Annotated in this window: 22 protein-coding genes; 15 read left to right on the top strand and 7 right to left on the bottom strand. The window is 70.5% G+C overall.

Annotated features, from left to right (window positions below):
- Positions 1 to 2 precede the first annotated feature (2 nt).
- Together purN and purH are read left to right on the top strand one after the other, a co-directional pair.
- Positions 3 to 608, top strand: a complete 606-nt coding sequence (gene purN, locus OG329_RS14770) for a phosphoribosylglycinamide formyltransferase (protein ID WP_405801843.1) — start codon at positions 3 to 5, stop codon at positions 606 to 608.
- Complete coding sequence (gene purH, locus OG329_RS14765; RefSeq protein WP_405795530.1) at positions 605 to 2,218, top strand: bifunctional phosphoribosylaminoimidazolecarboxamide formyltransferase/IMP cyclohydrolase; 1,614 nt, start codon at positions 605 to 607, stop codon at positions 2,216 to 2,218. Before purN ends, purH begins: the two co-directional genes overlap by 4 nt.
- A 105-nt stretch (positions 2,219 to 2,323) precedes the next feature.
- On the opposite strand, the gene OG329_RS14760 is transcribed toward purH, so the two are convergent.
- The 4 genes from OG329_RS14760 to OG329_RS14745 all read right to left on the bottom strand — a co-directional run bounded on the left by OG329_RS14760 (position 2,324) and on the right by OG329_RS14745 (position 6,085).
- Entirely contained in the window at positions 2,324 to 2,890 is a 567-nt protein-coding gene (locus OG329_RS14760) for a peptidase inhibitor family I36 protein (RefSeq protein WP_405795529.1), read from the bottom strand.
- Between the two features lie 158 nt (positions 2,891 to 3,048).
- Positions 3,049 to 4,425, bottom strand: coding sequence for a protein kinase domain-containing protein (locus OG329_RS14755; protein WP_405795528.1), 1,377 nt, complete (start codon positions 4,423 to 4,425; stop codon positions 3,049 to 3,051).
- Positions 4,422 to 5,174, bottom strand: a complete 753-nt coding sequence (locus OG329_RS14750) for an FHA domain-containing protein (protein ID WP_405801842.1) — start codon at positions 5,172 to 5,174, stop codon at positions 4,422 to 4,424. Before OG329_RS14750 ends, OG329_RS14755 begins: the two co-directional genes overlap by 4 nt.
- Before the next feature lie 311 nt (positions 5,175 to 5,485).
- A complete protein-coding gene (locus OG329_RS14745) occupies positions 5,486 to 6,085 on the bottom strand; it encodes a hypothetical protein (RefSeq protein WP_405795526.1) in 600 nt (199 codons plus the stop codon).
- A gap of 289 nt (positions 6,086 to 6,374) precedes the next feature.
- Here OG329_RS14745 and OG329_RS14740 point away from each other — a divergent pair, with 289 nt between their 5' ends.
- From OG329_RS14740 to OG329_RS14680, 13 genes are all read left to right on the top strand, one after another.
- The gene (locus tag OG329_RS14740; protein WP_405795525.1) at positions 6,375 to 7,253 is read left to right on the top strand and encodes a bifunctional methylenetetrahydrofolate dehydrogenase/methenyltetrahydrofolate cyclohydrolase; all 879 of its coding nucleotides are present in this window, start codon (positions 6,375 to 6,377) and stop codon (positions 7,251 to 7,253) included.
- Between the two features lie 11 nt (positions 7,254 to 7,264).
- Positions 7,265 to 7,861 (top strand): DUF3017 domain-containing protein, encoded by a 597-nt coding sequence (locus tag OG329_RS14735; protein ID WP_405795524.1) that lies wholly within the window; start codon positions 7,265 to 7,267, stop codon positions 7,859 to 7,861.
- 372 nt (positions 7,862 to 8,233) lie between these two features.
- Positions 8,234 to 9,262, top strand: coding sequence for an XRE family transcriptional regulator (locus tag OG329_RS14730; protein ID WP_405795523.1), 1,029 nt, complete (start codon positions 8,234 to 8,236; stop codon positions 9,260 to 9,262).
- Between the two features lie 555 nt (positions 9,263 to 9,817).
- Positions 9,818 to 10,240 (top strand): hypothetical protein, encoded by a 423-nt coding sequence (locus OG329_RS14725; protein WP_405795522.1) that lies wholly within the window; start codon positions 9,818 to 9,820, stop codon positions 10,238 to 10,240.
- Positions 10,241 to 10,605: 365 nt separating this feature from the next.
- Positions 10,606 to 11,595: a malate dehydrogenase gene (locus OG329_RS14720; protein ID WP_405795521.1), complete on the top strand. Its 990-nt coding sequence runs from the start codon at positions 10,606 to 10,608 to the stop codon at positions 11,593 to 11,595.
- A 154-nt stretch (positions 11,596 to 11,749) separates the two neighbouring features.
- Positions 11,750 to 12,937: a DUF5954 family protein gene (locus tag OG329_RS14715; protein ID WP_405795520.1), complete on the top strand. Its 1,188-nt coding sequence runs from the start codon at positions 11,750 to 11,752 to the stop codon at positions 12,935 to 12,937.
- A 275-nt stretch (positions 12,938 to 13,212) separates the two neighbouring features.
- The gene (locus OG329_RS14710; protein ID WP_405795518.1) at positions 13,213 to 13,701 is read left to right on the top strand and encodes a phospholipase; all 489 of its coding nucleotides are present in this window, start codon (positions 13,213 to 13,215) and stop codon (positions 13,699 to 13,701) included.
- A gap of 269 nt (positions 13,702 to 13,970) precedes the next feature.
- Positions 13,971 to 15,479, top strand: coding sequence for an aldehyde dehydrogenase family protein (locus OG329_RS14705; RefSeq protein WP_405795516.1), 1,509 nt, complete (start codon positions 13,971 to 13,973; stop codon positions 15,477 to 15,479).
- 159 nt (positions 15,480 to 15,638) lie between these two features.
- A complete protein-coding gene (locus tag OG329_RS14700; protein WP_405795514.1) occupies positions 15,639 to 17,192 on the top strand; it encodes a GMC family oxidoreductase in 1,554 nt (517 codons plus the stop codon).
- Positions 17,192 to 18,259, top strand: coding sequence for a glycine betaine/L-proline ABC transporter ATP-binding protein (locus OG329_RS14695; RefSeq protein WP_405795513.1), 1,068 nt, complete (start codon positions 17,192 to 17,194; stop codon positions 18,257 to 18,259). Before OG329_RS14700 ends, OG329_RS14695 begins: the two co-directional genes overlap by 1 nt.
- The gene (locus OG329_RS14690; protein WP_405795511.1) at positions 18,256 to 20,301 is read left to right on the top strand and encodes an ABC transporter permease subunit; all 2,046 of its coding nucleotides are present in this window, start codon (positions 18,256 to 18,258) and stop codon (positions 20,299 to 20,301) included. Before OG329_RS14695 ends, OG329_RS14690 begins: the two co-directional genes overlap by 4 nt.
- Before the next feature lie 106 nt (positions 20,302 to 20,407).
- Positions 20,408 to 21,364, top strand: a complete 957-nt coding sequence (locus tag OG329_RS14685; protein ID WP_405795510.1) for a glycine betaine ABC transporter substrate-binding protein — start codon at positions 20,408 to 20,410, stop codon at positions 21,362 to 21,364.
- Positions 21,365 to 21,509: 145 nt separating this feature from the next.
- Positions 21,510 to 21,872, top strand: a complete 363-nt coding sequence (locus OG329_RS14680; RefSeq protein ID WP_405795509.1) for a hypothetical protein — start codon at positions 21,510 to 21,512, stop codon at positions 21,870 to 21,872.
- Between the two features lie 11 nt (positions 21,873 to 21,883).
- Here OG329_RS14680 and OG329_RS14675 read toward each other — a convergent pair whose 3' ends face one another.
- The 3 genes from OG329_RS14675 to OG329_RS14665 all read right to left on the bottom strand — a co-directional run bounded on the left by OG329_RS14675 (position 21,884) and on the right by OG329_RS14665 (position 24,655).
- Positions 21,884 to 22,933, bottom strand: a complete 1,050-nt coding sequence (locus tag OG329_RS14675) for a LacI family DNA-binding transcriptional regulator (RefSeq protein ID WP_405795507.1) — start codon at positions 22,931 to 22,933, stop codon at positions 21,884 to 21,886.
- A 60-nt stretch (positions 22,934 to 22,993) separates the two neighbouring features.
- Positions 22,994 to 23,599 carry a DUF305 domain-containing protein gene (locus OG329_RS14670; protein ID WP_405795505.1) on the bottom strand — a complete coding sequence of 202 codons (606 nt, stop codon included), beginning with the start codon at positions 23,597 to 23,599 and terminating at the stop codon, positions 22,994 to 22,996.
- A 111-nt stretch (positions 23,600 to 23,710) separates the two neighbouring features.
- Complete coding sequence (locus OG329_RS14665) at positions 23,711 to 24,655, bottom strand: DUF1996 domain-containing protein (protein ID WP_405795504.1); 945 nt, start codon at positions 24,653 to 24,655, stop codon at positions 23,711 to 23,713.
- Positions 24,656 to 24,920 lie beyond the last annotated feature (265 nt).

Here is a 24,920-nt window from a genome sequence, read left to right as displayed (position 1 = left end):
TCGTGGTGCTCGTCTCGGGCTCCGGTACGAACCTCCAAGCCCTGCTCGACGCCATCGACGCCGACCCGGAGGCGTACGGGGCGCGCATCGTCGCTGTCGGCGCCGACCGGGGCGCCATCGCTGGTCTGGAACGTGCCGAGCGCGCCGGGGTGCCCACCTTCGTCTGCCGGCTCAAGGACCACGCGACGCGTGACGAGTGGGATGCCGCCCTCACCGAGGCCACCGCCGCGTACGAGCCCGATCTCGTCGTGTCGGCCGGCTTCATGAAGATCGTCGGGAAGCGGTTCCTCGCACGCTTCGGCGGACGCTTCATCAACACCCACCCCGCCCTGCTGCCCAGTTTTCCCGGTGCCCACGGGGTGCGTGACGCGCTCTCGTACGGGGCGAAGGTCACCGGTTGCACCGTCCACTTCGTCGACGACGGCGTCGACACCGGCCCGGTCATCGCGCAAGGCGTGGTCGAGGTGCGGGACGAGGATCACGCGGACGGTGGCGTCGCTCTCCATGAGCGCATCAAGGACGTCGAGCGACGGCTGCTCGTCGATGTCGTGGGGCGGATCGCCCGGCACGGCTACCGCATTGAGGGACGAAAGGTAACAATCCAGTGAGCGTCGAAGAGACCGCCGGACAAGCCGTCGCACAGACCGCCGCAGCGGCCGGCGAAGGTACGAAGCGGCCCGTCCGCCGCGCGCTGGTCAGCGTCTACGACAAGACGGGTCTGGAGGAGCTGGCCCGTGGGCTGCACGCGGCCGGCGTCACGCTCGTCTCGACCGGTTCCACCGCCGGGCGGATCGCCGCCGCCGGTGTGCCCGTCACCAAGGTCGAGGAGCTGACCGGCTTCCCCGAGACCCTTGACGGCCGCGTCAAGACGCTGCACCCGCGTGTGCACGCCGGCATCCTCGCCGACCAGCGTCTCGCCGCGCACCGCGAGCAGTTGGCCGAACTCGGCATCGAGCCCTTCGAGCTGGTCGTCTCCAACCTCTATCCCTTCCGCGAGACCGTCGAGTCCGGCGCCACCCCCGACGAGTGCGTCGAGCAGATCGACATCGGCGGCCCGTCCATGGTCCGCGCCGCCGCGAAGAACCACCCGTCCGTCGCCATCGTCACCAGCCCCGCGAGGTACGGGGACGTCCTCGCGGCGGTACAGGACGGCGGATTCGACCTGACGACCCGCAAGCGGCTCGCCGCCGAGGCGTTCCAGCACACCGCCGCGTACGACGTGGCCGTGGCGTCCTGGTTCGCGGCCGACTACGCCGCCGCCGACGATTCGGGACTCCCGGACTTCCTGGGCGCGACGTACGAGCGCAAGAACGTCCTGCGCTACGGGGAGAATCCGCACCAGGCCGCCGCGCTCTACACCGGCGACCAGGGTGGCGGGCTCGCCGACGCGGAGCAGTTGCACGGCAAGGAGATGAGCTACAACAACTACACGGACACCGACGCCGCGCGCCGTGCCGCATACGACCACTCCGAGCCGTGCGTCGCGATCATCAAGCACGCCAACCCGTGCGGTATCGCGATCGCCGACGACGTCGCCGAGGCGCACCGCAAGGCCCACGCGTGTGACCCGCTGTCCGCGTTCGGCGGGGTGATCGCCGTCAACCGGCCGGTCTCCGTCGCGATGGCCGAGCAGGTCGCCGAGATCTTCACCGAGGTCATCGTCGCGCCCGGGTACGAGGACGGCGCCGTCGAGGTGCTGTCCCGCAAGAAGAACATCCGCGTGCTGCGCTGCGACGGCGGTCCTTCGGCCCCTGTCGAGGTGAAGCCCATCGACGGCGGCGCGCTGCTCCAGGTCGCCGACCGGCTCCAGGCGGTCGGCGACGACCCGTCGACCTGGACGCTCGCGACCGGTGACGCCCTGTCGGACGCCGAGCTGCGCGAGCTGGCCTTCGCGTGGAAGGCATCCCGTGCGGTCAAGTCCAACGCGATCCTGCTCGCCAAGGACGGTGCGAGCGTCGGCGTCGGCATGGGCCAGGTCAACCGCGTGGACTCGGCGAAGCTGGCCGTGGAGCGCGCGGGCGAGGAGCGGGCCCAGGGGGCGTACGCGGCCTCCGACGCGTTCTTCCCCTTCCCCGACGGTCTGGAGATCCTGCTCGAGGCGGGCGTCAAGGCCGTGGTGCAGCCGGGTGGTTCGGTACGTGACGAGCTGACGATCGAGGCGGCGAAGAAGGCGGGCGCGACGATGTACTTCACCGGGACGCGGCACTTCTTCCACTGATAGACCACCGAGGTCACTGAGATCACCGGGATCACCGGGATCACTGAGCCACGGAGATGGCCGCCCCCGTCGCGCCGGGGGCGGCCACCGTTCGGGCCGCGTCCGTCAGCCGTGGACGGCGCTCGCCTTGTTGTCGAAGGAGCCGAGGGACGAGGCGTAGGAATTGGCCGACAGCGTCACCCGGGTCCCCGACGCGTCCGTGTGCTGGGCCAGCGACGCGCTGTCGCCGCCGCTCTGGTTGTTGCGCCAGGACGAGGTCTGGTCGTTGAAGCCGTGGTTGTCCAGGTTGTGCCAGTACTCATCGTTGAAGATGAGGCGCCTGCCGCCACCGTTCGTGTGCTCATACAGGCACACCCAGCCGTTCGCGCACGCCGGGATCGCCCGCGCTCCGCGCTCGTCGGCACGCGCCGCCAGCGGGTCGGCCGCGCGGTCGTAGCCCGACGCCCGGTCGGCCGCTTCCGTGGTGCCGTAGCAGCGGATGTCGTCCTGCGCGAAGACCGCGCACGCCTCAGCGCCCTGCCACCCGCCGGCCAGATCGATGCTGCGGTTCTCGAACGTGGCCCGGACACCCTGGTCGGCCGTGGGACCGGCCTGCGCGGTCCCGGCCAGGCCGGTGAAGGCGAGCGCGGCGCCGATCGTGAGTCCCGCCACCGCCGTACGGATCTTGCGCATGATTGCTCCTCCCGCACCACTCAGTCCGGTGGTGCTTCCCCGTCGCGCCGCCCCTTGACGGCACGACTTCATCGTTCCGCCGGAGGCTCGGGAGAGGTACCTCAGATGTCTCAGGGTGCCTGCGGCACCCGGTGGGTGCGACACTCGGACCGGACGGCTCAGCAGTGTTCGACCCAACGGTGGGAGAGCGGCGCGTAAGTGCCCTTGAGATTGCCCTGCGTGTTGACCGACGTACATCCCGTCCGCCGGGTGGGCCGCGTCAGGTCGATCCCCGTGGGGACCCAGTCGGCGCCCCGGTAGTACGCGACGTCGTGCCGCTTCTTCGACTCCTGGTCGTTGTTGAAGACCGATCTGACCGGGCGGTCACGGGTCCACGCGCAAGTCTCCCGGCCCGTCAGCCAGTTCTTGTCGTCCGCCTTCCAACTGCACAGTTCGCCATTGCCGTTGGGCTCGCTGAAAAAGCAGACGGAGCCGGCCGGGCAGCGCTCGTACCCGTACCCGTCCGGTGTCTCGCGCAGCGTCAGATAGGCCGTCGCGGCGAGCACGGCCGCTCCGACCGTCCCCGCCGCCGCGATGTTGCGACGGAGTCCGGGGCGCCGCGGGCGCAGCCGGGGCAGCCGTGGGGCGCGGGAGCTGCCCGAGGCGCGCTCCGCGCGGCGGAGCAGGGAGGCCGCGTCGTGCGGAGCGCGCTCGTCGTGGGTGCGCGCCAGACAGTCCGTGACGATCTCCCGCCAGGGGCCGGTCAGTTCGGGCGAGAGCCGTAACTCCTCCTCGCCGCGCGCGTAGCGCAGGAGCGTCTCCTTGCGCGCGGTGCGGGTGCCGCCCAGCAGCGGCATCGTGCCCGTCAGGACGAGATGGGCGAGGACGCCGAAGGCCCAGATGTCCGTGCTGGGGCGGGTCTGCCGGCCGCGCTCGCTGATCTCCGACCACAGCAGCTCGGGCGGGGTGTAGTCGGAGGTGGCGAACATGGGGGAGTAGGCGTGCGTGCCCTCCAGCTCCGCCGCGAGGTTGAAGTCGCCGAGGCGGGCGGTGCCGTCCGCCATCAGCAGTACGTTGCCGGGCTTGATGTCGCCGTGGATCCATCCCGCGTGGTGGAGCTGGTGCAGCCCCTCGCAGATCTGGGTGAGGAGGGCGGGCCCGGCGGCGGGGCGCGGGCTGCGGGCGAGCAGGGTGTCGAGGGAGCCCTCGGCCCGCTCCAGGACGAGCACGGTGGCGCCGTCGAGTTCGGGAGATTCGGGCGATTCGGGGGCCGAGACCGTCAGGGCCTCGTACATCCGGATCAGCCGTGGGCGCTTCAACTTGCGGTACGTCTCCAGCTCGCGGTGCGTGAGGTCCTGGAGATGGCGCAACTGGCGCGGCGTACAGGTGCCGGTGGGCAGGAACTTGAGCGCGGCGTGGGAGGGCAGCGCGTCGTCCGTCGTGCGCCGGGCCGCGTACACACTGCCGAAGGCGCCCGACCCGATCGGCTCCCGCACCTCCCAGGCACCGACACGGAAGCCGTACGGGACGCGGACGGCCAACAGCTCCCGCCTCATGGCGCCCCCGCCCGCGCCGATGTCACGCAGGCGACCATGCCCGCCGCGCCCGCCGCCGTCCCCGCCTCCAGCACGGCCAGCTCCGCCTCCCGTACGAGATCGAACCGCAGCGCGAGCGAGACCAGTGACTCCTTCTTGCCGTTCAGCCGTGGCCCGCAGTCCGCCGACTCCGGCGGCTGCTTCATGCGGAACTTGACCGCGAGATAGTCGATGTTCCACTGGACGGCCGTGCGGCTCGCCGCCGGCCAGACCGGGCGCAGCCGGTCCACGACCTGGTCGGCGGTGGGCGGTGGGGCGTGCGGCGCGCCGCGCAGCCGTGCCTCGCAGAGCGCGGCGAGGACGAGGAAGTAGCGCTTGGTGCGGTCGAGCGGGAACGCGTGCGCGGTCGGCTCACCGCCGTGGTCGGCGGCGGCCTCCTCCGCGTACTCGTGGCGCGGCGCCCAGACGTCGAAGCTCAACAGGTCCTCTGCGGCGGGCAGGACGACCCTGGAGAACTCGAACGGGATGGGCGCCTCGATCCGGCCCGGCGCGATCTTGATGTGCTCGCCGGCGCCTTCCGGATTCTCCACGACATACGTCGACGTACGGCTGAGATTGCTCAGTGTCCAGTACGACCCGGCGGCGGTGATCTCGCCCGCCCTGCGGGACACCCCGTGATGAGGGATGGTCAGGAACTCGGCGGGGCGGCCGGGAAAGTCCGCAGGGGTGCCACGGCCGAACCGCAGTATCTCGCCCGGAGCGAGCCTCATCTGGTCGTCGGGACCCGAAGCGTCGTCCGGCACGACGATGACGCTGTACGTCGCGCCTCTGGCGTTGCCGCCGTTGCCGCATGTGCTGCTCACATTGATCCTTCCCCCGATGGAATCCTTGTCAGGATAGGAAGCCCCGGAGGCCGAGTCAGTGCATTGGCGACCATCCGCCACCATCCGCCGAAGGGTTTCGGGGCGGTAGACGCCGGAAGGCCGTAACACCCTTCGCGTCGAGGGGTGTTACGGCCTTCCGGCAGATGCGCGGCCACTCGCGCGTGGCGCGAGCGCGGTGCGGTGCGGTGCGGTGCGGGTCAGTAACGCGGGCGGTTGAACCAGGCGGACGCCTGCGAGTTCACCATCGAGGCGAGGATGATGCCGCCGATGGCGAGGCTGATGACGCCGCCGACCGCGCCGGTCGCCTGACCGGAGGTGAAGTTGGCGAGCGAGCCCAGGATGATCAGCGACGCGTACACGATGGTGCAGACGCGGATCGCCGTGCCGCCGTTGGAGAACTTCACGGCGAGGAAGATCGACACACCGGCGATGATCAGCAGGATGACGACCCCGATGAAACCGATACCGGCGACGAGGTCACCCTCGTCGGAGTCGGCCACGTCCGAGACGGCGGCGAGGGCGATGGCGAAGATGATCGCCGCGATGATCTGGAACCCGGCCATGATGTACATGAGGACGCGGGCCGCGGTCATCAGTCCGGGCATGGACTGCGGGACACCCATGGGGCCACCGGGGTAGCCGCCGTAGCCCGGCTGGACCGGAGGGGCCTGCGGGTAGCCGTAGTTGGCCGGCGGCTGCTGGGGCTGGCCCTGCTGCGGGTAGCCGTAGCCCGGCTGGCCCTGGGGCTGCTGCTGCCCCTGCTGTCCGTAAGGGTTGTTCGGGTCGCCAAAGCTCATGGCGGGATTCCTCCGTTGGTAACGCGGGGACATCGCGGATCCGAGGGAGGAACGTCATAAAACCGAGCGGTTTGCCCCCCAACACCGACCGCTTACTGCGCCGCTCATCGTGCGGTTCACGCGGACTTTTTGTCCAGTCGGAATTCCCAGGTGTTGTGCAAGTGCAACCTGACGGCGCGTCGGTGATCTTTACCGCGCGGGGCTGTGGCGGGTCCGCGCGGACCAGTACGTGACCCCGTACATGACCTTGGATTGGAACAGCGGTGGGGTCATCCGCGAAGATGGACGCATGACCGCCCAAATTCTCGATGGCAAGGCCACCGCAGCCGCGATCAAGTCCGACCTGACCGCCCGCGTGGCGGCCCTCAAGGCGCGGGGCATCACGCCCGGCCTGGGGACTCTGCTCGTCGGGGACGACCCGGGCAGCCGTTGGTACGTCAACGGCAAGCACCGCGACTGTGCCGAGGTCGGTATCGCCTCCATCCAGCGTGAGCTGCCCGACACGGCCTCTCAAGAGGAGATCGAGGCAGTCGTACGCGAACTGAACGCGAACCCCGACTGCACGGGCTACATCGTCCAACTCCCGCTCCCCAAAGGCATCGACACCAACCGTGTCCTGGAGCTGATCGAGGCCGAGAAGGACGCCGACGGGCTGCACCCGATGAGCCTCGGCCGGCTGGTACTGAACGAGACGGGGCCGCTGCCGTGCACCCCGTACGGCATCATCCAGTTGCTGCGCGCGCACGGTGTCGAGATCAAGGGCGCGCATGTCGTGGTCGTCGGGCGCGGGATCACCGTGGGCCGTTCGATCCCGCTGCTGCTCACCCGTAAGTCCGAGAACGCGACCGTGACGCAGTGCCACACCGGCACCCGTGATCTCTCCACGCATCTGCGGCAGGCCGACATCATCGTGTCGGCGGCCGGGGTGCGCCACATCATCAAGGCCGAGGACGTCAAGCCGGGCGCGGCCGTCCTCGACGTCGGTGTCAGCCGCGACGAGAACGGCAAGATCGCGGGGGACGTCCACCCGGATGTCGCGGGAGTGGCAGGCTGGATCTCGCCGAACCCCGGCGGAGTGGGTCCGATGACCCGCGCGCAGCTTCTGGTCAACGTCGTCGAGGCGGCGGAGCGCGCCGGAGGCGGAAGCGAAAGCGGGAGCGGAACGTGAAAGGGGCACCCATGGGTGCTGATACGAGTGCGGGCGCCGACGCGGCCGCGTCGGCCGAGCCCGGTGGCGGCGGTGCGGGCGGTGCCACTGGTTCGGGCGGTGCCGGTGGTGCGGGCGGTCCCGCCGCGAACGAGCCGGTGGTGGGGGAGGCCGTCGCCGACCCGGGCCACGAGGGCGCGAGCCCGGACGGTGACGCTCAGGCCACGCCCGGCACCTCGCGGCGTTTTCCGACCGTCACACAGGACACCGCGCGCCCCGAGGGCGGCGGCCGTGCCGCCCCGGGCGACGCTCCCGCGCCCGCCCGTCAGTGGCCACTGCTCAGTGTGGTGGGTGCGATCGGTCTCGGGCTGCTGATCGTCGGGCTGGCGCCGTTCGAGCAGTCGTTCCGTATCGGCACGATACTGGTCGGTGTGGCGTTGATCACCGGCGCGATCCTGCGGCGGATCCTGCCGTCGGTCGGCATGCTCGCCGTACGGTCGCGCTTCACCGACATGGTGACGTACGGCCTGCTCGGTGTCGCGATCGTGCTGCTGTCGCTGATGACGCAGCCGAGGCCGTGGCTGGAGATCCCGTTTCTGGAGGATGTGGTTCACTCCACGGTCCCGTAGTCGCCGCGGCAATCTCCCCGCAGATGAAGAAGACGGCGCCCATCCCCTCCCCCGAGGTCAGGACGGGCGCCGTCGGCATGTGGTCAGCGTCATGGACGCGCCAATCGGGTTCAAGGTCCGGCAGTTGCCTGTGGCATGGAAGTGACCATTCCGCCATGGTGTGATCGCCGGGCGGCGGATGCGAGACTGGGTGACGGATTCGGGGACGGCGCGCGAGGGGGCGCGGGGACTGTCCCGAATGCTCCGGTGCACTCCCATTTCTGGAACTGACGCCCTGGCTCCGTGCATCCCTTGGGGTAGTCGTCGGCCGGCGTGGGGGCGCGGGCGACGCGGAGCACAGTCAGGAACGCGTGCGGGGGGAAGGGGGACGTAATGCCTCGTTGGAAGGCACTACCGGAGGAGCTCGACCCACAGGTCAGGGAGTTCGCCACGCAGTTGCGAAGGCTCGTGGACAAGAGCGGCCTGAGCATCGCCGCGGTGGCGGACCGCACCGGCTACAGCAAGACGTCGTGGGAGCGGTATCTGAACGGCCGGCTGCTCGCGCCCAAGGGCGCGATCGTGGCGCTCGCCGAGGTGACGGGCACGAATCCGCTGCATCTCACGACGATGTGGGAGCTGTCGGAGCGGGCGTGGAGCCGTTCCGAGATGCGTCATGACATGACGATGGAGGCGATCCGGATCTCCCAGGCGCGGGACGCGCTGGGCGAGACCGGGGGCGGGGCTGTCGTCGGGACGCCGGACGGCTGGCCACGCCCCGAGCACGCCGGCGCGAACCGGCCCCCGACCGGCGCCCCCGTGGGCCCGCCCGGGGGACCTGGAAGACCCGGACCGCCAGGACCGTCCGCACCGTCCGCACCGTCCGCACCGCCCGGTCAGGGGAGCGGGCGTGGTCGGCGCCGTACGGCGATGTTCGTGGCGGCCCTCGTCGCCGCGGCGCTGGTGATAGCCGGGGCCGTCCTGCTGACCGACCTCGGCGGTGGCGGCGGCGACGACAAGAAGGCGGTCGCCGAGTCCCCGCCGGCGAAACCGTCCGCCAGCGCGTCCGAACTGCCCGCCGGAGTGAAGTGCGCGGGCGAGGACTGTACGGGCGAGGACCCCGAACTCATGGGCTGCGGCGGCGAGTTCGCCGAGACGGCGACGACCGCGACGGTCGGCACGGCGGTCGTCGAGGTCCGCTACAGCGAGACGTGCGGGGTGGCCTGGGCCCGTATCACCCAGGCGACACCGGGCGACACGGTCGAGATCGCGGCCGACCAGGGTGAGGGCAAGCCCCAGACGGGCACGGTCAACGCGGACAAGGACGCGTACACCCCGATGGTCGCGGTATCCACGGCCACCGAGGCGGAGGCGTGCGCGACGCTCACGACGGGCGTGGAGGGCTGCACGACGTCGGGCGGGTGAGGGGCGACGCGGAAGCGCCGCGATGGTCGGGTTGGTGGGTGGCAGTCGGGCCACGACCGTGGCGGCTCCACGATTGGGTGCGGACCTCTGCTCCGTCCGCACCGGCCCGCCGGGCGTGACGCGGATCGTGGTGTACGGGAACGTGGTGCCGGGTGCGCCCGGTTGCGATGGCCGCCGCGATCGTCAGGGTCGGCCGATGGCACCGTGGCCGCGCGTCACCACGGTGGCCCGTGGCCGCTCCACCGGCCGGACGGTCCGGGCGGCCCGCAGCGCGCGACCAGGTCGCGGTGCGCAGGAACGTGGCCTGGGAGCGCCCGGTTGCGGTAAGCGCCGCGATCGTCGGGCGGTTGGTGGGTGGCAGTCGGGCCACGACCGTGGCGGCTCCACGATTGGGTGCGGACCTCTGCTCCGTCCGCACCGGCCCGCCGGGCGTGACGCGGATCGTGGTGTACGGGAACGTGGCGCCGGGTGCGCCCGGTTGCGATAAGGCCAGGCCGCCGCGCCACCCGGCGACCGGCGGGGGGTGCTGGTTCGGGTGTCTGGAACGATGTGTCTGTGCATGCTGATGATCAGGTTGGTGAGGGTGTTTCTGCGGAGCTCGCGCTGTTTCTGCGGAACGTTGACGACGGCCGTCCGGTGAAGGTCGTTCCTTCGGTGTGCGGCGGATGTGGCGAGCGCGTGTTCTCCGTGCTCGTTGACGATGTCGAGGGCGTAGCCGAGCGGGTGTGCGCTGGTTGCGGCGACCGCGCGTTCATCGCGGACAGCGAGGAGTTCTGGGAGGACGCGGATCCTGGCGAGGCCGGCTGTCCGTGCGGGAGCGATGAGTTCGAGACGGCAGTCGCGTTCTCGCTCGACGGCGACGGGTCGGTCCGCTGGGTGACCGTTGGGCTGCGGTGCCAGAAGGACGGTGCCGTGGGGGTCTATGTCGACTGGAAGATCGACTACAGCCCCACGGATCATCTCCTGACCATGGTCTAGGTCTGCGGCGCAGCATCGCGAAGAGGACGTCGGCCCTGCGCAGGGCGCGGCCAATACAGGGCGGTGCGCGACGGGCGCTGCGGCGCGCCCGCGTTCGTGGCCACGCGGTCGTGTGCGTGGTCGCTGTGGGCGACGCACGTCGTGGGACGTCGCCGAGGGGACGGCCAGAGTGACGCACGTCGTGGCACGCCGACACCCTCCCGGCGCCCCCCGCCAAGGCGACGCCCCCGCCCCGTCGGATAGCCTGACCGGCGGTTGTCTCTTCACGTCAAGACACAAGGTCCACCCGCCGTCGGAGAGATGGCCCGCACCAGGGGCAGGGCCCCTGCCGCCCGCCGTTCCACCGCTGTCTAACGGAGACCGCCATGACCCGCACTCCCGTGAATGTCACCGTCACCGGCGCAGCCGGCCAGATCGGCTACGCGCTGCTCTTCCGCATCGCCTCCGGTCAACTGCTCGGCGCGGATGTGCCGGTCAGCCTGCGCCTGCTGGAGATCCCGCAGGGCCTGAAGGCCGCCGAGGGCACCGCCATGGAGCTCGACGACTGCGCCTTCCCGCTGCTGCGCGGCATCGAGATCACCGACAACGCGGACGCCGCGTTCTCCGGCGCCAACGTCGCGCTGCTCGTCGGCGCCCGCCCCCGTACCAAGGGCATGGAGCGCGGCGACCTGCTCTCCGCCAACGGTGGCATCTTCAAGCCGCAGGGCAAGGCCATCAACGACAACGCCGCGGACGACATCAAGGTCCTCGTCGTCGGCAACCCGGCCAACACCAACGCCCTCATCGCCCAGGCGGCGGCCCCGGACGTACCGGCCGAGCGCTTCACCGCGATGACCCGGCTCGACCACAACCGCGCGATCTCGCAGCTCGCCGCGAAGACCGGCGCGCAGGTCACGGACATCAAGCGGCTGACGATCTGGGGCAACCACTCGGCCACCCAGTACCCGGACATCTTCCACGCGGAGATCGCGGGCAAGAACGCCGCCGAGACCGTCAACGACGAGCAGTGGCTCGCCGACACCTTCATCCCGACCGTCGCCAAGCGCGGCGCGGCGATCATCGAGGCGCGCGGCGCCTCCTCGGCGGCCTCGGCCGCCAACGCCGCCATCGACCACGTCCACACGTGGATCAACGGCACCCCCGAGGGCGACTGGACCTCCATGGGTATCCCGTCGGACGGCTCGTACGGCGTCCCGGAGGGCATCATCTCGTCCTTCCCCGTCACCACGAAGAACGGCGTGTACGAGATCGTCCAGGGCCTGGACATCAACGACTTCTCCCGTGCGCGCATCGACGCCTCGGTGAAGGAGCTGACCGAGGAGCGCGACGCCGTCCGCGAGCTCGGCCTTCTGTAGTAGGGCCTCGGTACGTAGTACGACCAAGCTCCCGGCAGTCGGCCCCGGCCGCCGGGAGCTTTGTCGTGGATCGCGGGCCAACCCCCGTACACCTGACGGGTGTTGATTTCCTGTTCCGCTCCACCGGCGGCGCGCCTTCGCGCACACTGAGTGCATGAACGCATACGGAGAGGGGTTGCCCGCGTACCGGACCATCCGCATGACGGTGCAGGAGGGTCCGATCGCGGCATTCGCCGACGAGGAGGCGTGGCGGGCGCGGGAGCGGTATCCCACCATCGTGGGCATGGGGCTGCCGGTCTTCGTCGCCGCGACGGAGTCGGAGCGGGGCGGCTGGGAGATCCTGGCCCCCGCCGGGGACACACCGCAGGCGGTCCGCGACTCCCTCGGCTCGCACTTCCGCCGGCTGGCCAAGGGCGCGGAGGAGGCCGGGCGTGCGGGGGACCGCAAGAAGTACCGCGCGGCGTACGAGAAGCTCGACTGGGTCGCGGCGGACGAGCTGAGGGTGCTCGGTACGCGCTATCGCGTGGTGCGGGTGGAGCAGTTCATCCGGCTCGGTCCGGACGGGCCCGAGCCGCCGAGGCCGTCGGACCCGGACCCGGGAGAGGTGGGGGAGGCGCATGGACTGCCCAGCCGGCTCACGGGGTTCGTCATCGATCCGTACACGGGGACGGGGATGGCGGAGGGGCTGCTCAAGTTCGACCTGATGCAGTTCGTGCTCAAGGCCGGGACCGCGCCGCCCGATGTGCGCGGGGACTCGCTGCGGGCCGTCGAGACGCATCCGGGCGGGGTGCTGCTGCCGGCGGAGTTCGCGATCGCCGAGTGCGGCAAGGACGGGCAGTGGAAGCCGCACTCCGGCGCGGCGCCGAGCCCGCAGGCCGCGCGGGACCGGCTGGCGACGCATTTCCGCGTCATGACGCCCATGCAGCAGAGGCTGAGCGAGGCGGAGGTCGAGGAGTACGCGCGGGCGGCGGACCGGCTGGACGAGAAGCGCGGGCCGGGCGTGGCGGTGGCCGGGCGGCGGTTCCGGGTGGCGCGGGTGGAGCAGTTGGTACGGATCGGGCCCGACGGACCGGAGGGGCCCAGGCCCTCGGACTTCGACCCGGATCCGCCGATCGAGGTGCACTCGAAGCAACTGCGCGAGCAGGGCCTGCTGGACGACGACGAGGACGAGGGCGGCGAGGACGCTGCCCTCGAACTGGAGGAGGACATGAAGGAGATGAAGCGGCTGATGGACAAGGAGGAGGCGAGGCGGGCCGCTTGGAAGAGGAAGAAGGAGGCGGAGAAGGCCGCGAAGCGAGGCGTGAGAAGGGGCGCGAAGCCTGAGGGGCCGGGCGGCCTCTAGTACCGCGTGGGTGGGTGCGCGCGGATCGTTCGCGCCGATGGGCGCGACAGCGCGCGCCCGTCGAACGGCAAGTTGCGTCTTATGTCGGCGAGTTGGGCCCCTGTTCTCCAGTTGTTTCGTCATGAACATGGTTACATCACGCCGCTTCCGGGGGACCATTCCGGCGTCGGTCATCGCGCGTAGACCCGTGCGGCGACCGCGCAGCTCGCTCTGAGGGAAGCTCCGTGTCACCGGACGCGGAGCGTCAACCCGTCTCCCCACCGGAGGTTTTCGAAATGCGCCGACGACTGGCCATGCCGCTCGCCGCTCTCGCCCTCGTCATCCCCGCCATCCTGATGTCGGCCGGCTCCGCCGCCGCCGCGCCGGCCGACAAGCCGCAGGTTCTGAGCAGTTGGACACAGACCAGTGCCGCCAGCTACAACTCGTGGCTCTCCGCGCGCAACAACCAGGGCTCGTGGTCCGCGTACGGCTTCGACTGGTCCACGGACTACTGCTCGTCCTCGCCGGACAACCCCTTCGGCTTCCCGTTCCAGACGTCCTGCGCGCGCCACGACTTCGGCTACCGCAACTACAAGGCGGCCGGCACCTTCGACGCCAACAAGTCGCGGCTGGACAACGCGTTCTACTCCGACCTGAAGCGGGTCTGCGCCGGTTACTCGGGCGCGACGAAGGTCTCGTGCGACGGTACGGCGTGGACGTACTACCAGGCCGTGAGCATCTTCGGGCGCTCCGCGGCGGTCGACGGCACCAAGTCCGTCGTCTGACCGACCCGTCTGACCGACCCGTCTGACCGACCCCGTGGCGGCTCCGTGGCGGCTCCGGCCGCCGTACCCCCCACCCCCCACTCGACGGCCCCTCGTTCCCCCAGGCGAGGGGCCGTCGTGCTGCCCGGCACCGCGCAGGGGGTGCGTCGAGTGACCCTGAACACTTTCAGCCATCGAACACGCATGCTTCTCCCGTCCCGGGGCAGGGGCCCAGATCGCCAGTTGTTGCTGGTGGTGGTAGATATCGGGAACGGAAGGCCAAACGCGACGTGTCGGCACAACAGACCATCTTTGTGGACGGAGAGTGGCGTAAATCCGCCTCCGGCGCCACACGCGACATCATCGACCCCGCCGACGCCCTGCCGTTCGCGGTGGTGTCCGAAGGCGGCGCCGAGGATGTCGATGCCGCCGTCGACGCCGCGCGCCGGGCCTTCGACGGCGGTGCGGGGGTCTGGCCGCGTACGTCCGTCGCCGGGCGGGCCGCGTTGCTGCGGCGCGTCGCCGAACTGCTGCGCCGGGACCGGGAAGCGCTCGGGGCGCTGGAGAGCCGGGACGCGGGCAAGACCGTCGAGGAGGGCCGGGTCGACGTCGACTGCGTCGCCGACGCCTTCGCCTACTTCGCCGATCTCGTGACGAACGACGGCGGTGGCCGGGTCGTGGACGCCGGGTCCCCGGACGTCCACAGCATCGTCGTGCACGAACCGGTCGGTGTCTGCGCGCTCATCACCCCCTGGAACTATCCGCTTCTCCAGGCGAGTTGGAAGATCGCCCCGGCGCTCGCCGCCGGCAACACCTTTGTCGTCAAGCCGAGCGAGATCACCCCGCTCAGCACCGTCGCGCTGATCGACCTGCTCACCGAGGCCGGTCTGCCGCCGGGCGTCGCCAATCTCGTGACCGGCGCCGGTGACCCCGTGGGCGCCCGGATGGCCGAGCATCCCGCCGTGGACCTCGTGTCGTTCACCGGCGGACTGGCCAGCGGTACGAAGGTGATGGCCGCCGCCGCGCCCGGCGTGAAGAAGGTCGCGCTGGAGCTGGGCGGCAAGAACCCGAACGTCGTCTTCGCAGATTCGTGCGCCACCGACGAGGGCTTCGACACCGCCGTCGACCAGGCTCTGAACGCCGCGTTCATCCACAGCGGCCAGGTCTGCTCCGCCGGTTCGCGGCTCATCGTCGAGGAGTCGCTGCGTGAGCGCTTCGTCGCCGAACTCGCCCGCCGCGCCGAGAGGATAAGGCTCGGCCGGGGCACCGGCGAGGGCGTCGAGTGCGGACCGCTCGTATCGGAGCGGCAGTTGGCGAAGACCGAGGAGTACGTCGCGTCCGCGCTCGCCGAGGGCGCCGTACTGCGCTCCGGCGGCAAGCGGCCCGAGCCCGCCGAACTACGGCCCGCCGCCGGGTACTTCTACGAGCCGACCGTCCTCGACCGGTGCCACCGCGAGATGCGGGTCGTGCGCGAGGAGGTCTTCGGCCCCGTACTGACCGTCGAGACCTTCCGTACGGAGGACGAGGCCGTCGCGCTCGCCAACGACACCGAGTACGGACTGGCCGGCGGCGTCTGGACGGCGGACCCCGGGCGCGCGCGGCGCGTCGCCGGGCGACTGCGGCACGGCACCGTCTGGATCAACGACTTCCACCCCTATCTGCCACAGGCCGAGTGGGGCGGCTTCGGCAAGTCGGGCATCGGGCGCGAGCTGGGTCCGGCCGGTCTCGCCGAGTACCGCGAGGCCAAGCACATCTACCAGAACCTCGCGCCGCGGCCCGTGCGCTGGTTCGCCGGCTGACCGCCGCCGGACGGCCTTCACTCACGCTGCGGGCGATCAACTGCCTTGCGGCTGAGCGTCGTTACGCCTCAGCCTGATCATGCCCCAGCCTCATCACGCCTCAGCCTCATTACGCGGAAGCACCTTGAAGCACCCTACGAAGTGGAGTAGACGACACCCATGGCCGAACACGACGCCGCATACGACTACGTCGTCGTCGGAGGCGGCACCGCGGGATCGGTGATCGCCTCCCGGCTCACCGAGGACCCCGACGTCACCGTCGCCGTCATCGAGGGAGGGCCGTCCGACATCGACCGCCCCGACGTGCTGACGCTCCGGCGCTGGATGGGGCTGCTCGGCGGTGAGCTGGACTACGACTACCCGACGACCGCGCAGCCGCGCGGCAACTCCCACATCAGGCACAGCCGGGCCCGGGTGCTCGGTGGCTGCTCCTCGCACAACACCCTGATCGCCTTCCGGCCGCTGCCCTCCGACTGGGACGAGTGGGCCGCCGCCGGGGCCGAGGGCTGGGACGCGGCGTCCATGGACCCGTACTTCGGGCGGCTGCGCAACAACATCGTGCCGGTGGACGAGCGGGACCGTAACCCCATCGCCCGCGACTTCGTCGACTCCGCGCGGACCGCGCTCGGCGTCCCGCGCGTGGAGGGCTTCAACAAGAAGCCCTTCCACGAAGGCGCCGGTTTCTTCGACCTCGCCTACCACCCGGAGGACAACAAGCGCTCGTCCGCCTCGGTGGCGTATCTGCACCCGTTCCTGGACCGCCCCAACCTCCGTCTGCTGCTGGAGACCTGGGCCTACCGACTGGAGCTGGACGGCACGCGCGCGACCGGCGTACACGTACGGGCGGCGGACGGCACCGAGTCGTACGTACGCGCCCGGCGTGAAGTCGTCGTCTGCGCCGGAGCCGTCGACACGCCCCGGCTGCTCCTGCACTCCGGCATCGGGCCGCGCGCCGACCTGGAGGCGCTGGGCATCCCCGTCGCACACGATCTGCCGGGGGTCGGCGAGAACCTTCTCGACCACCCCGAGTCGGTCATCGTCTGGGAGACCGACGGACCGATCCCCGAGAACTCGGCGATGGACTCCGACGCGGGCCTCTTCGTCCGGCGCGACCCGGAGGCCGAGGGGCCGGATCTGATGTTCCACTTCTACCAGATCCCGTTCACGGACAATCCCGAGCGCCTGGGGTACGAACGCCCCGCGCACGGCGTCTCGATGACGCCGAACATCCCCAAGCCGCGCAGCCGTGGCCGGCTGTTCCTCACCAGCGCCGATCCCGAGGTCAAACCGGCCCTGGATTTCCGCTACTTCACCGACGAGGACGACTACGACGGCCGCACCCTCGTGGACGGCATTAGGATCGCCCGGCAGGTCGCCGCCGCCGAACCGCTCGCCAACTGGCTGACCCGTGAGGTCTGTCCGGGGCCGGACATCACCTCCGACGACGAGCTGAGCGAGTACGCGCGCAAGTGCGCCCACACCGTCTACCACCCGGCCGGCACCTGCCGGATGGGTGCCACGGACGATGAACTGGCCGTGGTGGGACCGGATCTGACCATTCGCGGGCTGTCAGGCATCCGTATCGCCGACGCGTCCGTCTTTCCCACCATGCCGGCCGTGAACCCGATGATCGGCGTCCTGATGGTCGGCGAGAAATGCGCCGAACTGCTCACCTCGACACCCAACACAACCGCACCGGGAGGTGATGCGTGATGACCGCCACCCAACCGGTCTTCTCCGTACGCGATCTGTGGAAGGTCTTCGGACCGAAGGCCGAGCGGATACCGGGCAACAAGGAGTACGCGGCGCTGTCCGCGGAGGAGTTGAGGGCGCGGACCGGCTGCACGGCGGCCGTCCGAGACGTCTCCTTCGACGTCCGCAAGGGCGAGGTCTTCGTCGTCATGGGCCTCTCGGGCTCGGGCAAGTCCACTCTCGTACGCTGTCTGACCCGGCTCATCGAGCCGACGAGCGGGCAGTTGGCCATGGACGGCGAGGACGTCATCGCCATGGACAAGACCCAACTGCGCGAACTGCGCAGGCACCGCGCCGCGATGGTCTTCCAGCACTTCGGTCTGCTGCCGCACCGCTCCGTGCTCGACAACGTCGCCTACGGCCTGGAGATCCAGGGCATGGGCCGCCTCCAACGGCGCGCCAGGGCGGCGGACATCGTCGCCAAGGTCGGTCTCGAAGGGCTGGAGGACCGGCGCCCCGGCCAGTTGTCCGGCGGCCAGCAGCAGCGTGTCGGGCTCGCCCGCGCGCTCGCGGTGGACCCCCAAGTGCTGCTGTTCGACGAGCCGTTCAGCGCGCTCGACCCGCTGATCCGCCGCGACATGCAGGAAGAGGTCATCCGGCTGCACCGTGAGGAGGGCCGCACGATGGTCTTCATCACCCACGACCTGAACGAGGCGCTGCGCCTCGGCGACCGCATCGCGCTGATGCGTGACGGCGGGATCGTGCAGCTCGGCACCCCGGAGGAGATCGTCGCCAACCCGGCCGACGACTACGTACGCGACTTCGTCCGCGACGTCCCGCGCGAGCAGGTCATCTCCGTACGCCGCGCCATGCGCCCCGCGCGCGACGGCGAGGGCGAGTCGGGCGTCGCGCTGCGGCCCGAGACGCTGGTCTCGGAAGCGATCGAGGCCGTCGCCCGCAGCGGCGCGCCCTGCCGGGTCGTGGACAACGGGCGGACGCTCGGCGTCGTCGGTTACGAGGAACTGCTGGCCGTCGTCGCGGGACTGGACGACGACGAGGCGGAACCCAAGGAGGTGGCGGCGGTATGAGCGCCGCGCCGCCCAATCCGGTGTTCGAGAAGACCGACCGCACCCCGCGGAGCGCCGGCGACGCCCGGGTGAACAAGGCCGAAGCGGTCGACGGCGCCACCCCCGGCCCATGGGCCCGGCTCGCCGGCAACCCCCGCGCGATGCTGCTCGTCGCCGCCGTCCTCGTCGCGATCGTCAGCGCCGTCGCCACCGGCAGCGGAGCCTGGCCGGCCGATCTGACGGTCGACGTACGCTCGCCGCTCGACGACCTCAACCGCTGGCTCGTCGACAACCGCACCACCCACCCCCTCTTCCTCTACTTCCTCCTGCACATCAGCAACACCGCCGAAAGCTCGGTCGACGGGGTGTTCAGCGTGCTGGAAAGCCTCGGCTTCATCGGGGTGACCCTCGCCGCCGTACTCATCGCCTGGTACGCCGGCGGCGCCGGCCTGAGCCGCCGCGCGCTGCGCACCGCCGCCACCGCGCTCGCCACCCTCGCGGTGATCGGACTGCTCGGCATGTGGGAACCGGCGATGGAGACGCTGGCCCTGATGGTCGTCGCCGTCGCCGTCTCCGCGCTCGTCGGCGCGCTGCTCGGGCTCGCGGCCGGTCTCTCCGACCGCTGCCAGCGGGTGCTGCGGCCGGTCTTCGACACCATGCAGGTGCTGCCCGCCTTCTCGTACCTGCTGCCGTTCGTGCTGCTTTTCGATATCGGCATCCCGTCGGTCTTCGTCGCGACGGTCATCTACGCGGCTCCGCCGATGGCCCGGCTCACCGCGCTCGGGCTGCGCGGCGCGGACGCCGCCGCGCTGGAGGCGTCCACCTCGCTGGGCGCCGGCCCCTGGCAGCGGCTGGTGACGGCGCAACTGCCGCTCGCCCGCAAGCAGATGCTGCTCGGCCTCAACCAGACGATCATGATGTGTCTGTCGATGGTCGTTCTCGCCTCGATGATCGGCGCGGGCGGACTCGGCGACGAGATCTTCACGGCGCTGTCCACCGTCGACGTCGGCCTCGCGCTGCCCGCCGGAATCGCCGTCGTCCTGCTGGCGATCTGGCTGGACCGTACGACGGCGGCGGCCGGCGAACAGCTCGAGGACCCCGCCGCCGGGCGCCGCGCCACCTGGTGGAAGCTGTGGCCCGGCGTCGTGGCGGCCGTCGCCGGTGGCGCGGTGCTCGGAGCCGTACTCGGCCGCAAGGAGTGGCCCGAGGCATGGACCGTCGCGATCAGCGAACCCGTCAACACCGTCGTCGACTGGATCGAGCGCGAACTCGGCTCCGGCATACCGGTGTTGGGCGGCACCCTCACCTGGTCCGAAGGCTTCGCCGAATGGGTCATCAACCCGGTGCGTGACGCGCTGCTGGCCACCCCCTGGTGGGCGCTGCTCCTCGTCGCCGGTGTGCTGGCGCTGCGCAGCGGCTGGCGGGCCGTCGTCACGGTGGTGCTGTCGCTGGCCGCGATCGGCGCGATGGGGCTCTGGGACCGCTCGCTCGACACCCTCTCGCAGGTCCTCACCGCACTCGTGGTGACGCTGCTGCTCGGCTTCGCCATCGGCATCCTCGCGGCGCGCGTCGCGAGGGTCGAGCGGGTGATCAGGCCGGTGCTCGACATCATGCAGACGATGCCGCAGTTCATCTATCTGATTCCGGTGATCGCGCTGTTCAGCGGTGGCCGTACGGCTGCCGTCGCCGCGGCCGTCGTCTACGCGCTGCCCGCCGTCGTACGCATCACCACCCAGGGAATCCGGCAGATCGACCCCTCGGCCCTGGAGGCGGCGCGCTCACTGGGCGCCGGTACGGCGCAGCAACTGCGCCAGGTCCAACTGCCGTTGGCCCGGCCCGCCCTTCAACTCGCCGTCAACCAAGGCGTGGTGCTGGTCCTGGCCATCGTTGTCATCGGCGGCATGATCGGCGGTGGCGCGCTCGGTATCGACGTGGTGAAGGGCCTGGCCAAGGGCGATCTGGGCCTGGGTATGACGGCCGGTATCGCGATCGTGTGCCTGGGACTGCTGCTGGACCGGATCTCACAGCCGAGCGCGGCGGCGAAGGAACGCGCCCTGATGTGAACGCGCCCGGATGTACACGCGTCCTGTTGTGCACGCGCCCGGATGTACACGCGTCCGACAACACAACTGAATCCATAACTGAAACCGCTACAGAAAGAACTACGACGTGACCCACAGCAAGCGGATAAGCACCACCCTGGTCGCCGGAGTCGGCGTGCTCGGCATGCTCGCGCTCAGCGCGTGCGCGGCGGAGACGGAGTCGAAGTCGGGGTCCGACGAGATCACCCTGACCGTCCCCTCCTGGGTCGGCGCGCGCGCCAACGCCGAGGTCGCCAAGGTGATCATGGAGCAGGAGCTGGACGTGAAGGTCGAGCTCCAGCAGCTCGACGAGCCCGTCGCCTTCGACGCGCTCAACAACGGCAAGGCCGACGCGATCCTGGAGGACTGGGGCGGCTCGCCGAAGAAGGAGCAGCTCTACGTCGAGGACAAGAAGACCATCGTCAAGGGCGGCGACCTCGGCGTCGTCGGTCACATCGGCTGGTTCGTCCCGAAGTACTACGCGGACGCGAACCCCGAGGTCACCGACGCGAAGAACCTCAACAAGTTCGTCAAGGACTTCAAGTCCGCGAACAGCGGCGAGATGGGCGAGTTCCTGGGCGCGGCGCCCTCGTACACGACGTACGACGAGCACCTGATGAAGAACCTCAAGCTGGATCTCAAGATCAAGGAGACGGGCAACGAGGCCGCCCAGATCAAGGAGATCCAGCAGAAGTACCGCGACAAGGAGCCCTTCATCACCTACTGGTGGGACCCGCAGTGGCTCAACGCGGACATCGACCTGGTCGAGGTGAAGCTGCCCGCGTACGAGGAGGGCTGCAACGTCCCGGAGACGGCGACGGACTGCGCGTACGCCAACACCCCGCTCCAGAAGTACCTCAACGCGGACTTCGCGAAGGACGGCGGTGACGCCGCCGAGTTCATCAAGAACTTCAAGTGGAGCACCGAGGAGCAGAACGAGGTCGCGAAGGCGATCGCGAAGGACAAGATGAGCGGCCCGGACGCGGCCGAGAAGTGGGTCAAGGAGAACAAGGCGACGTGGGAGCCCTGGCTCCCGAAGAAGTAACCCGTCGCACCCGCTCGGACGGCCCGGAGGGCTCATCGGCTCCGGGCCGTCCGTGCGGGTTCCGGGCCGTCCGTGCGGGTGGGCATACCTCAGAACTGGCTCAACTCTCTTGAGATCGCGGCTGCGCGGCAGACAGGATTCGATGATGAAGCTGTTCGGGCAGGACAAGGAAGAGTTCACGGTTCTCGTGGTGCGCGAGGCCGACGAGATCGCCGAGGCGGTCGACCAGGCGTTGAAGACCGCCGGTCCCGAGGAGCGTCCGGGGCTGGAGCGGGCCGCCGCACTGCTCGCCGCGGCCAGGGAGGCCACCGACGCCGAGGTGCGCGGGAGCTGGGCGCGCCGGAAGATCGCGGAGGCGGGGGTGAAGGGGCGCGCCGACTCCGTACCGGCGGTGAAGGCGCTCCGGGAGGCCCAGCCGGGACTGAGCCTCCTCCAGGCGACACGGCTGTCGCAGGAGGCCGCCGCGCTGGAGGACGAGGAGCGGCAGGACCGGGGCCGTACCGCCTGAGACGCGCGGCGTTACGCGGACTCCCGCACCACCAGTGTCGGTGTGAAGATCATCGACGGCAGCGGCCCGCCCGGCGCGGCGATCTGCTTCAGCAGCAGCCTGGCCATCTCCGAGGACATCTCCTCGACCGGCTGACGTACCGTCGTCAACGCCGGATCGCAGGTCAGCGCCGCGTTGCTGTCGTCGAAGCCCACCACGGCCATGTCGTGGGGCACCCGCCTGCCCGCCCTGAGCAGCACCGGCAGCGCGCCCAGCGCCATCAGGTCGGAGGCGATGAACACCCCGTCCAGATCCGGGTGTTCGGCCAGCAGCCGCCGCATCGCCGCCGCGCCGCCCGTGTGGGTGAAGTCGCCCTCCGCGACCGCCACGTCCTCGATCCCGTACGTGGCCATCGCCGCCCGGAACCCCGCCAGCCGCTCCTGCCCCGCCGGCATGTCCTGCGGCCCCGCGACCGTACCGATCCTGCGCCGCCCCAGCCCCGCCAGATGCCCGGCCGCGAGCCGCGCGCCCGCCGCCTGGTCCGCCTCGACGTACGTGAGCGGCGACGGCTGTCCGGGCCGGCCGGCCAGCACGGCGGGCAGCCGTGTCTCGTGGACCAGCCGGGGCAGCGGGTCCCCGGCGTGCGAGGAGATCAGGACGATGCCGTCGACATGGCCCTGACGCAGATACGACAGCAACTGGTCGCGCGAGGCGGCGTCGTCCGCCAGCATCAGCACCATCTGCACACCGGCCGGCCGCAGCACGTCCAGCAGCCCGCCCACGACCCGGCCGAAGTACGGGTCCGAGAACATCCGGCCCACGAACGGCTCGGCCACCGGCCGCCGTTCCTGCTCGGAGACGACCAGCGCGACGGAGTCGGTGCGGCGGGTCACCAGGGAGCGGGCGGCGCGGTTCGGCACGTAGTGCGTGGTGGCGATGGCCTCCTGGACGATCGTGCGCAGCGCGGGATCCACCGTCGTCGCTCCGTTGATCACGCGCGACACCGTGGCACGTGAGACGCCTGCCACGGCGGCCACGTCCTCGAGGGTCGGGCGCGCGGGCGGCGAGGCGTCGGCAGTCATGCAGCCTTTATACCGGTTGGTACTTGGTGCCCGGAGTGGGTCCCCGGTCCCCGGGCGGCGCTACGCGGTGATGCGGTTCAGGCCGGCGAGTTCGCCCTGCCGCGCCTCGACGAGCGCGGCGGCGAGCTTCTTGGCCGCGGCCTCGCTGCCCGCGTCGACCTCGGAGCGCGACACGCGCGCGGAGTGCTCCAGGTGTTCGCGGATCTGGACGACGAAGACCTTCTCGAAGGCCGCGCCCTCGGCGGCACGCGCCTGCGTGAGATCGCCGGGTGTCACCATGCCGGGCATCTCGTGGCCCTCGTGCACGTTTGTCGAGGGCAGGCCGAGATCCTTCAACAGCGGGCGCATACGGCCGAGTTCGGCATGGTGCGCGGCGGCCAGATCGCCCGCCCAGCTCCGTAGCCGGGGGTCGGTGGACCGGTCGGCGGCCATCGTCAGCAACGCGACCGCGCCCTCGTTCATGGGGGTCATGAGCTGGATCCACGCGGCGTCGGTCGCACCGGGGAGGGTGCCGGCGGGCGTGGGTTGTACGGCCTTCGGCTGTACAGGTGTCGGCTGTACGGGAGTTGAGCTGGTGGGCGGGTCCGTACTCGGGGTGGTCGAGGAACAGCCCGTCGCCACCAGCAGGGCGAGGAGCGCCGCAGCCGTACCGCGTACCGCCTTCATGGAGTGTCCTTGGGGAGGGGTGAGGTGGGCTCGGTGCCTGTCCCGGGCTGTGCTGCCCCGGACAGGCACCTCGGTCCTGTCGTTCTGTCGTCCGGTCAGGCTGTCGTCCGGTCAGGAAGGCCGGCCGTCGGCACCGCACTTGATGATGGGGCGGATGCAGTCACGTACGCGCCGCTCCATCTCCGCCACGGGCCAGACGTTGAAGAAGTCGCCGTGCATCGTGTAGCCCCGGCCCGACGCGAGCCTGAACCGCGCCGGATCGCCGTTGACCGGATATCTCAGCACCTGCCGCAGCTTCGGCACCGGCACCGGGTGGGTCGCCGGGCAGGCACCCGCCACCGGGTACGACATATGGCTCTTGTGGTCGGCCGAGTCGAGGTCCCGGCCGTTCCAGCACTGCGGGAAGTCCAGATATGACTCCAGCATCGCCCCCGCCGGGCAGTTGACGAAGTCGGTGGACGGGTTGACCTCGCCGTGGTGCAGACACGACCAGCGCGCCCGTGTGTCGTCGGTGGGGCCGGTCGCCTTGGCGTTGCCCGCCACGATCCGCAGTCCGTACGGCAGTGGCTGGGTCTGGGCGATGATGTCGTCCCGTACGCCTTCACCCAGGTAGTAGAAGGTGGTGCCGGTCGGCTCCACCTCCCGGTCGCCGTCGTACAGGGTCGGGACCCAGTACGACGAGAGGTCTTCCTGCGGCGCGCAGGTGGTGCGGCCCTGCGCCAGGCTGTTGACGTCCGAGCGGGCGTTGGTCGTGTCGTTGCCGAAGAAGCTGTGCATGTGCGAGGCGCCGGGCAGCCCGGGGAACACGATCGGGTCGTCGGGGGCGCGGTGGCTGTAGGGGCATTCGGCGAGGAACTCCGACACCCGGACGACGGCGGCGGCCTTGTCGCCGGACCGGGCGTTGTCGGTGGTCCGGGCGGTCTCGGTGACTTCGGTGACTTCGGTGGCTTCGGTGCTCGCGCTGCTCATGTTGGTCTGGAGCAGGGAGGCGGTGAGGGCGGCGAGGGCCAGCGCGACGACGCGGCGACGCCAGGAGGGTCTTCTGTGATGGAGCACGGCACTCCAATCTGCGGAATTGGGGGTTCCTTGATCTGATAGAGAGCGCTCTCTGGCGGTGAACGTAGGAGCGGGCCGCGGGGGTGTCAATAGATACGGCAGGGTGGGTCAAGTGGCGCCATATTGTGGGGAGTTGGAGTGTGAGTGAGTGGGAGAGCGCTCTCTCATGACCGTTGTCCGAGATGGGTCGGTATGGCGGATGTGCCGTACGTACGGGCCGTGCCGGACGTACGGGATCCCCGGCGGGCGGTCGCCTGCCGGGGAT

Source organism: Streptomyces sp. NBC_01506, assembly GCF_045040295.1.
Lineage (GTDB): Bacteria > Actinomycetota > Actinomycetes > Streptomycetales > Streptomycetaceae > Streptomyces.
This window is presented reverse-complemented; position numbering and strand designations above follow the sequence as displayed.

What these genes read in the sequence shown, in the direction of transcription:
- OG329_RS14715 (WP_405795520.1), top strand. Translation starts at nt 11,750, where the DNA reads ATGAACGCATACGGAGAGGGGTTGCCCGCGTACCGGACCATCCGCATG.
- OG329_RS14730 (WP_405795523.1), top strand. Translation starts at nt 8,234, where the DNA reads ATGCCTCGTTGGAAGGCACTACCGGAGGAGCTCGACCCACAGGTCAGG.
- OG329_RS14755 (WP_405795528.1), bottom strand. Translation starts at nt 4,425, where the DNA reads ATGAGGCGGGAGCTGTTGGCCGTCCGCGTCCCGTACGGCTTCCGTGTC.
- OG329_RS14740 (WP_405795525.1), top strand. Translation starts at nt 6,375, where the DNA reads ATGACCGCCCAAATTCTCGATGGCAAGGCCACCGCAGCCGCGATCAAG.
- OG329_RS14670 (WP_405795505.1), bottom strand. Translation starts at nt 23,599, where the DNA reads ATGAAGGCGGTACGCGGTACGGCTGCGGCGCTCCTCGCCCTGCTGGTG.
- OG329_RS14745 (WP_405795526.1), bottom strand. Translation starts at nt 6,085, where the DNA reads ATGAGCTTTGGCGACCCGAACAACCCTTACGGACAGCAGGGGCAGCAG.
- OG329_RS14675 (WP_405795507.1), bottom strand. Translation starts at nt 22,933, where the DNA reads ATGACTGCCGACGCCTCGCCGCCCGCGCGCCCGACCCTCGAGGACGTG.
- OG329_RS14750 (WP_405801842.1), bottom strand. Translation starts at nt 5,174, where the DNA reads ATGAGGCTCGCTCCGGGCGAGATACTGCGGTTCGGCCGTGGCACCCCT.
- OG329_RS14690 (WP_405795511.1), top strand. Translation starts at nt 18,256, where the DNA reads ATGAGCGCCGCGCCGCCCAATCCGGTGTTCGAGAAGACCGACCGCACC.
- OG329_RS14680 (WP_405795509.1), top strand. Translation starts at nt 21,510, where the DNA reads ATGAAGCTGTTCGGGCAGGACAAGGAAGAGTTCACGGTTCTCGTGGTG.
- OG329_RS14760 (WP_405795529.1), bottom strand. Translation starts at nt 2,890, where the DNA reads ATGCGCAAGATCCGTACGGCGGTGGCGGGACTCACGATCGGCGCCGCG.
- OG329_RS14720 (WP_405795521.1), top strand. Translation starts at nt 10,606, where the DNA reads ATGACCCGCACTCCCGTGAATGTCACCGTCACCGGCGCAGCCGGCCAG.
- OG329_RS14700 (WP_405795514.1), top strand. Translation starts at nt 15,639, where the DNA reads ATGGCCGAACACGACGCCGCATACGACTACGTCGTCGTCGGAGGCGGC.
- OG329_RS14735 (WP_405795524.1), top strand. Translation starts at nt 7,265, where the DNA reads ATGGGTGCTGATACGAGTGCGGGCGCCGACGCGGCCGCGTCGGCCGAG.
- OG329_RS14695 (WP_405795513.1), top strand. Translation starts at nt 17,192, where the DNA reads ATGACCGCCACCCAACCGGTCTTCTCCGTACGCGATCTGTGGAAGGTC.
- OG329_RS14710 (WP_405795518.1), top strand. Translation starts at nt 13,213, where the DNA reads ATGCGCCGACGACTGGCCATGCCGCTCGCCGCTCTCGCCCTCGTCATC.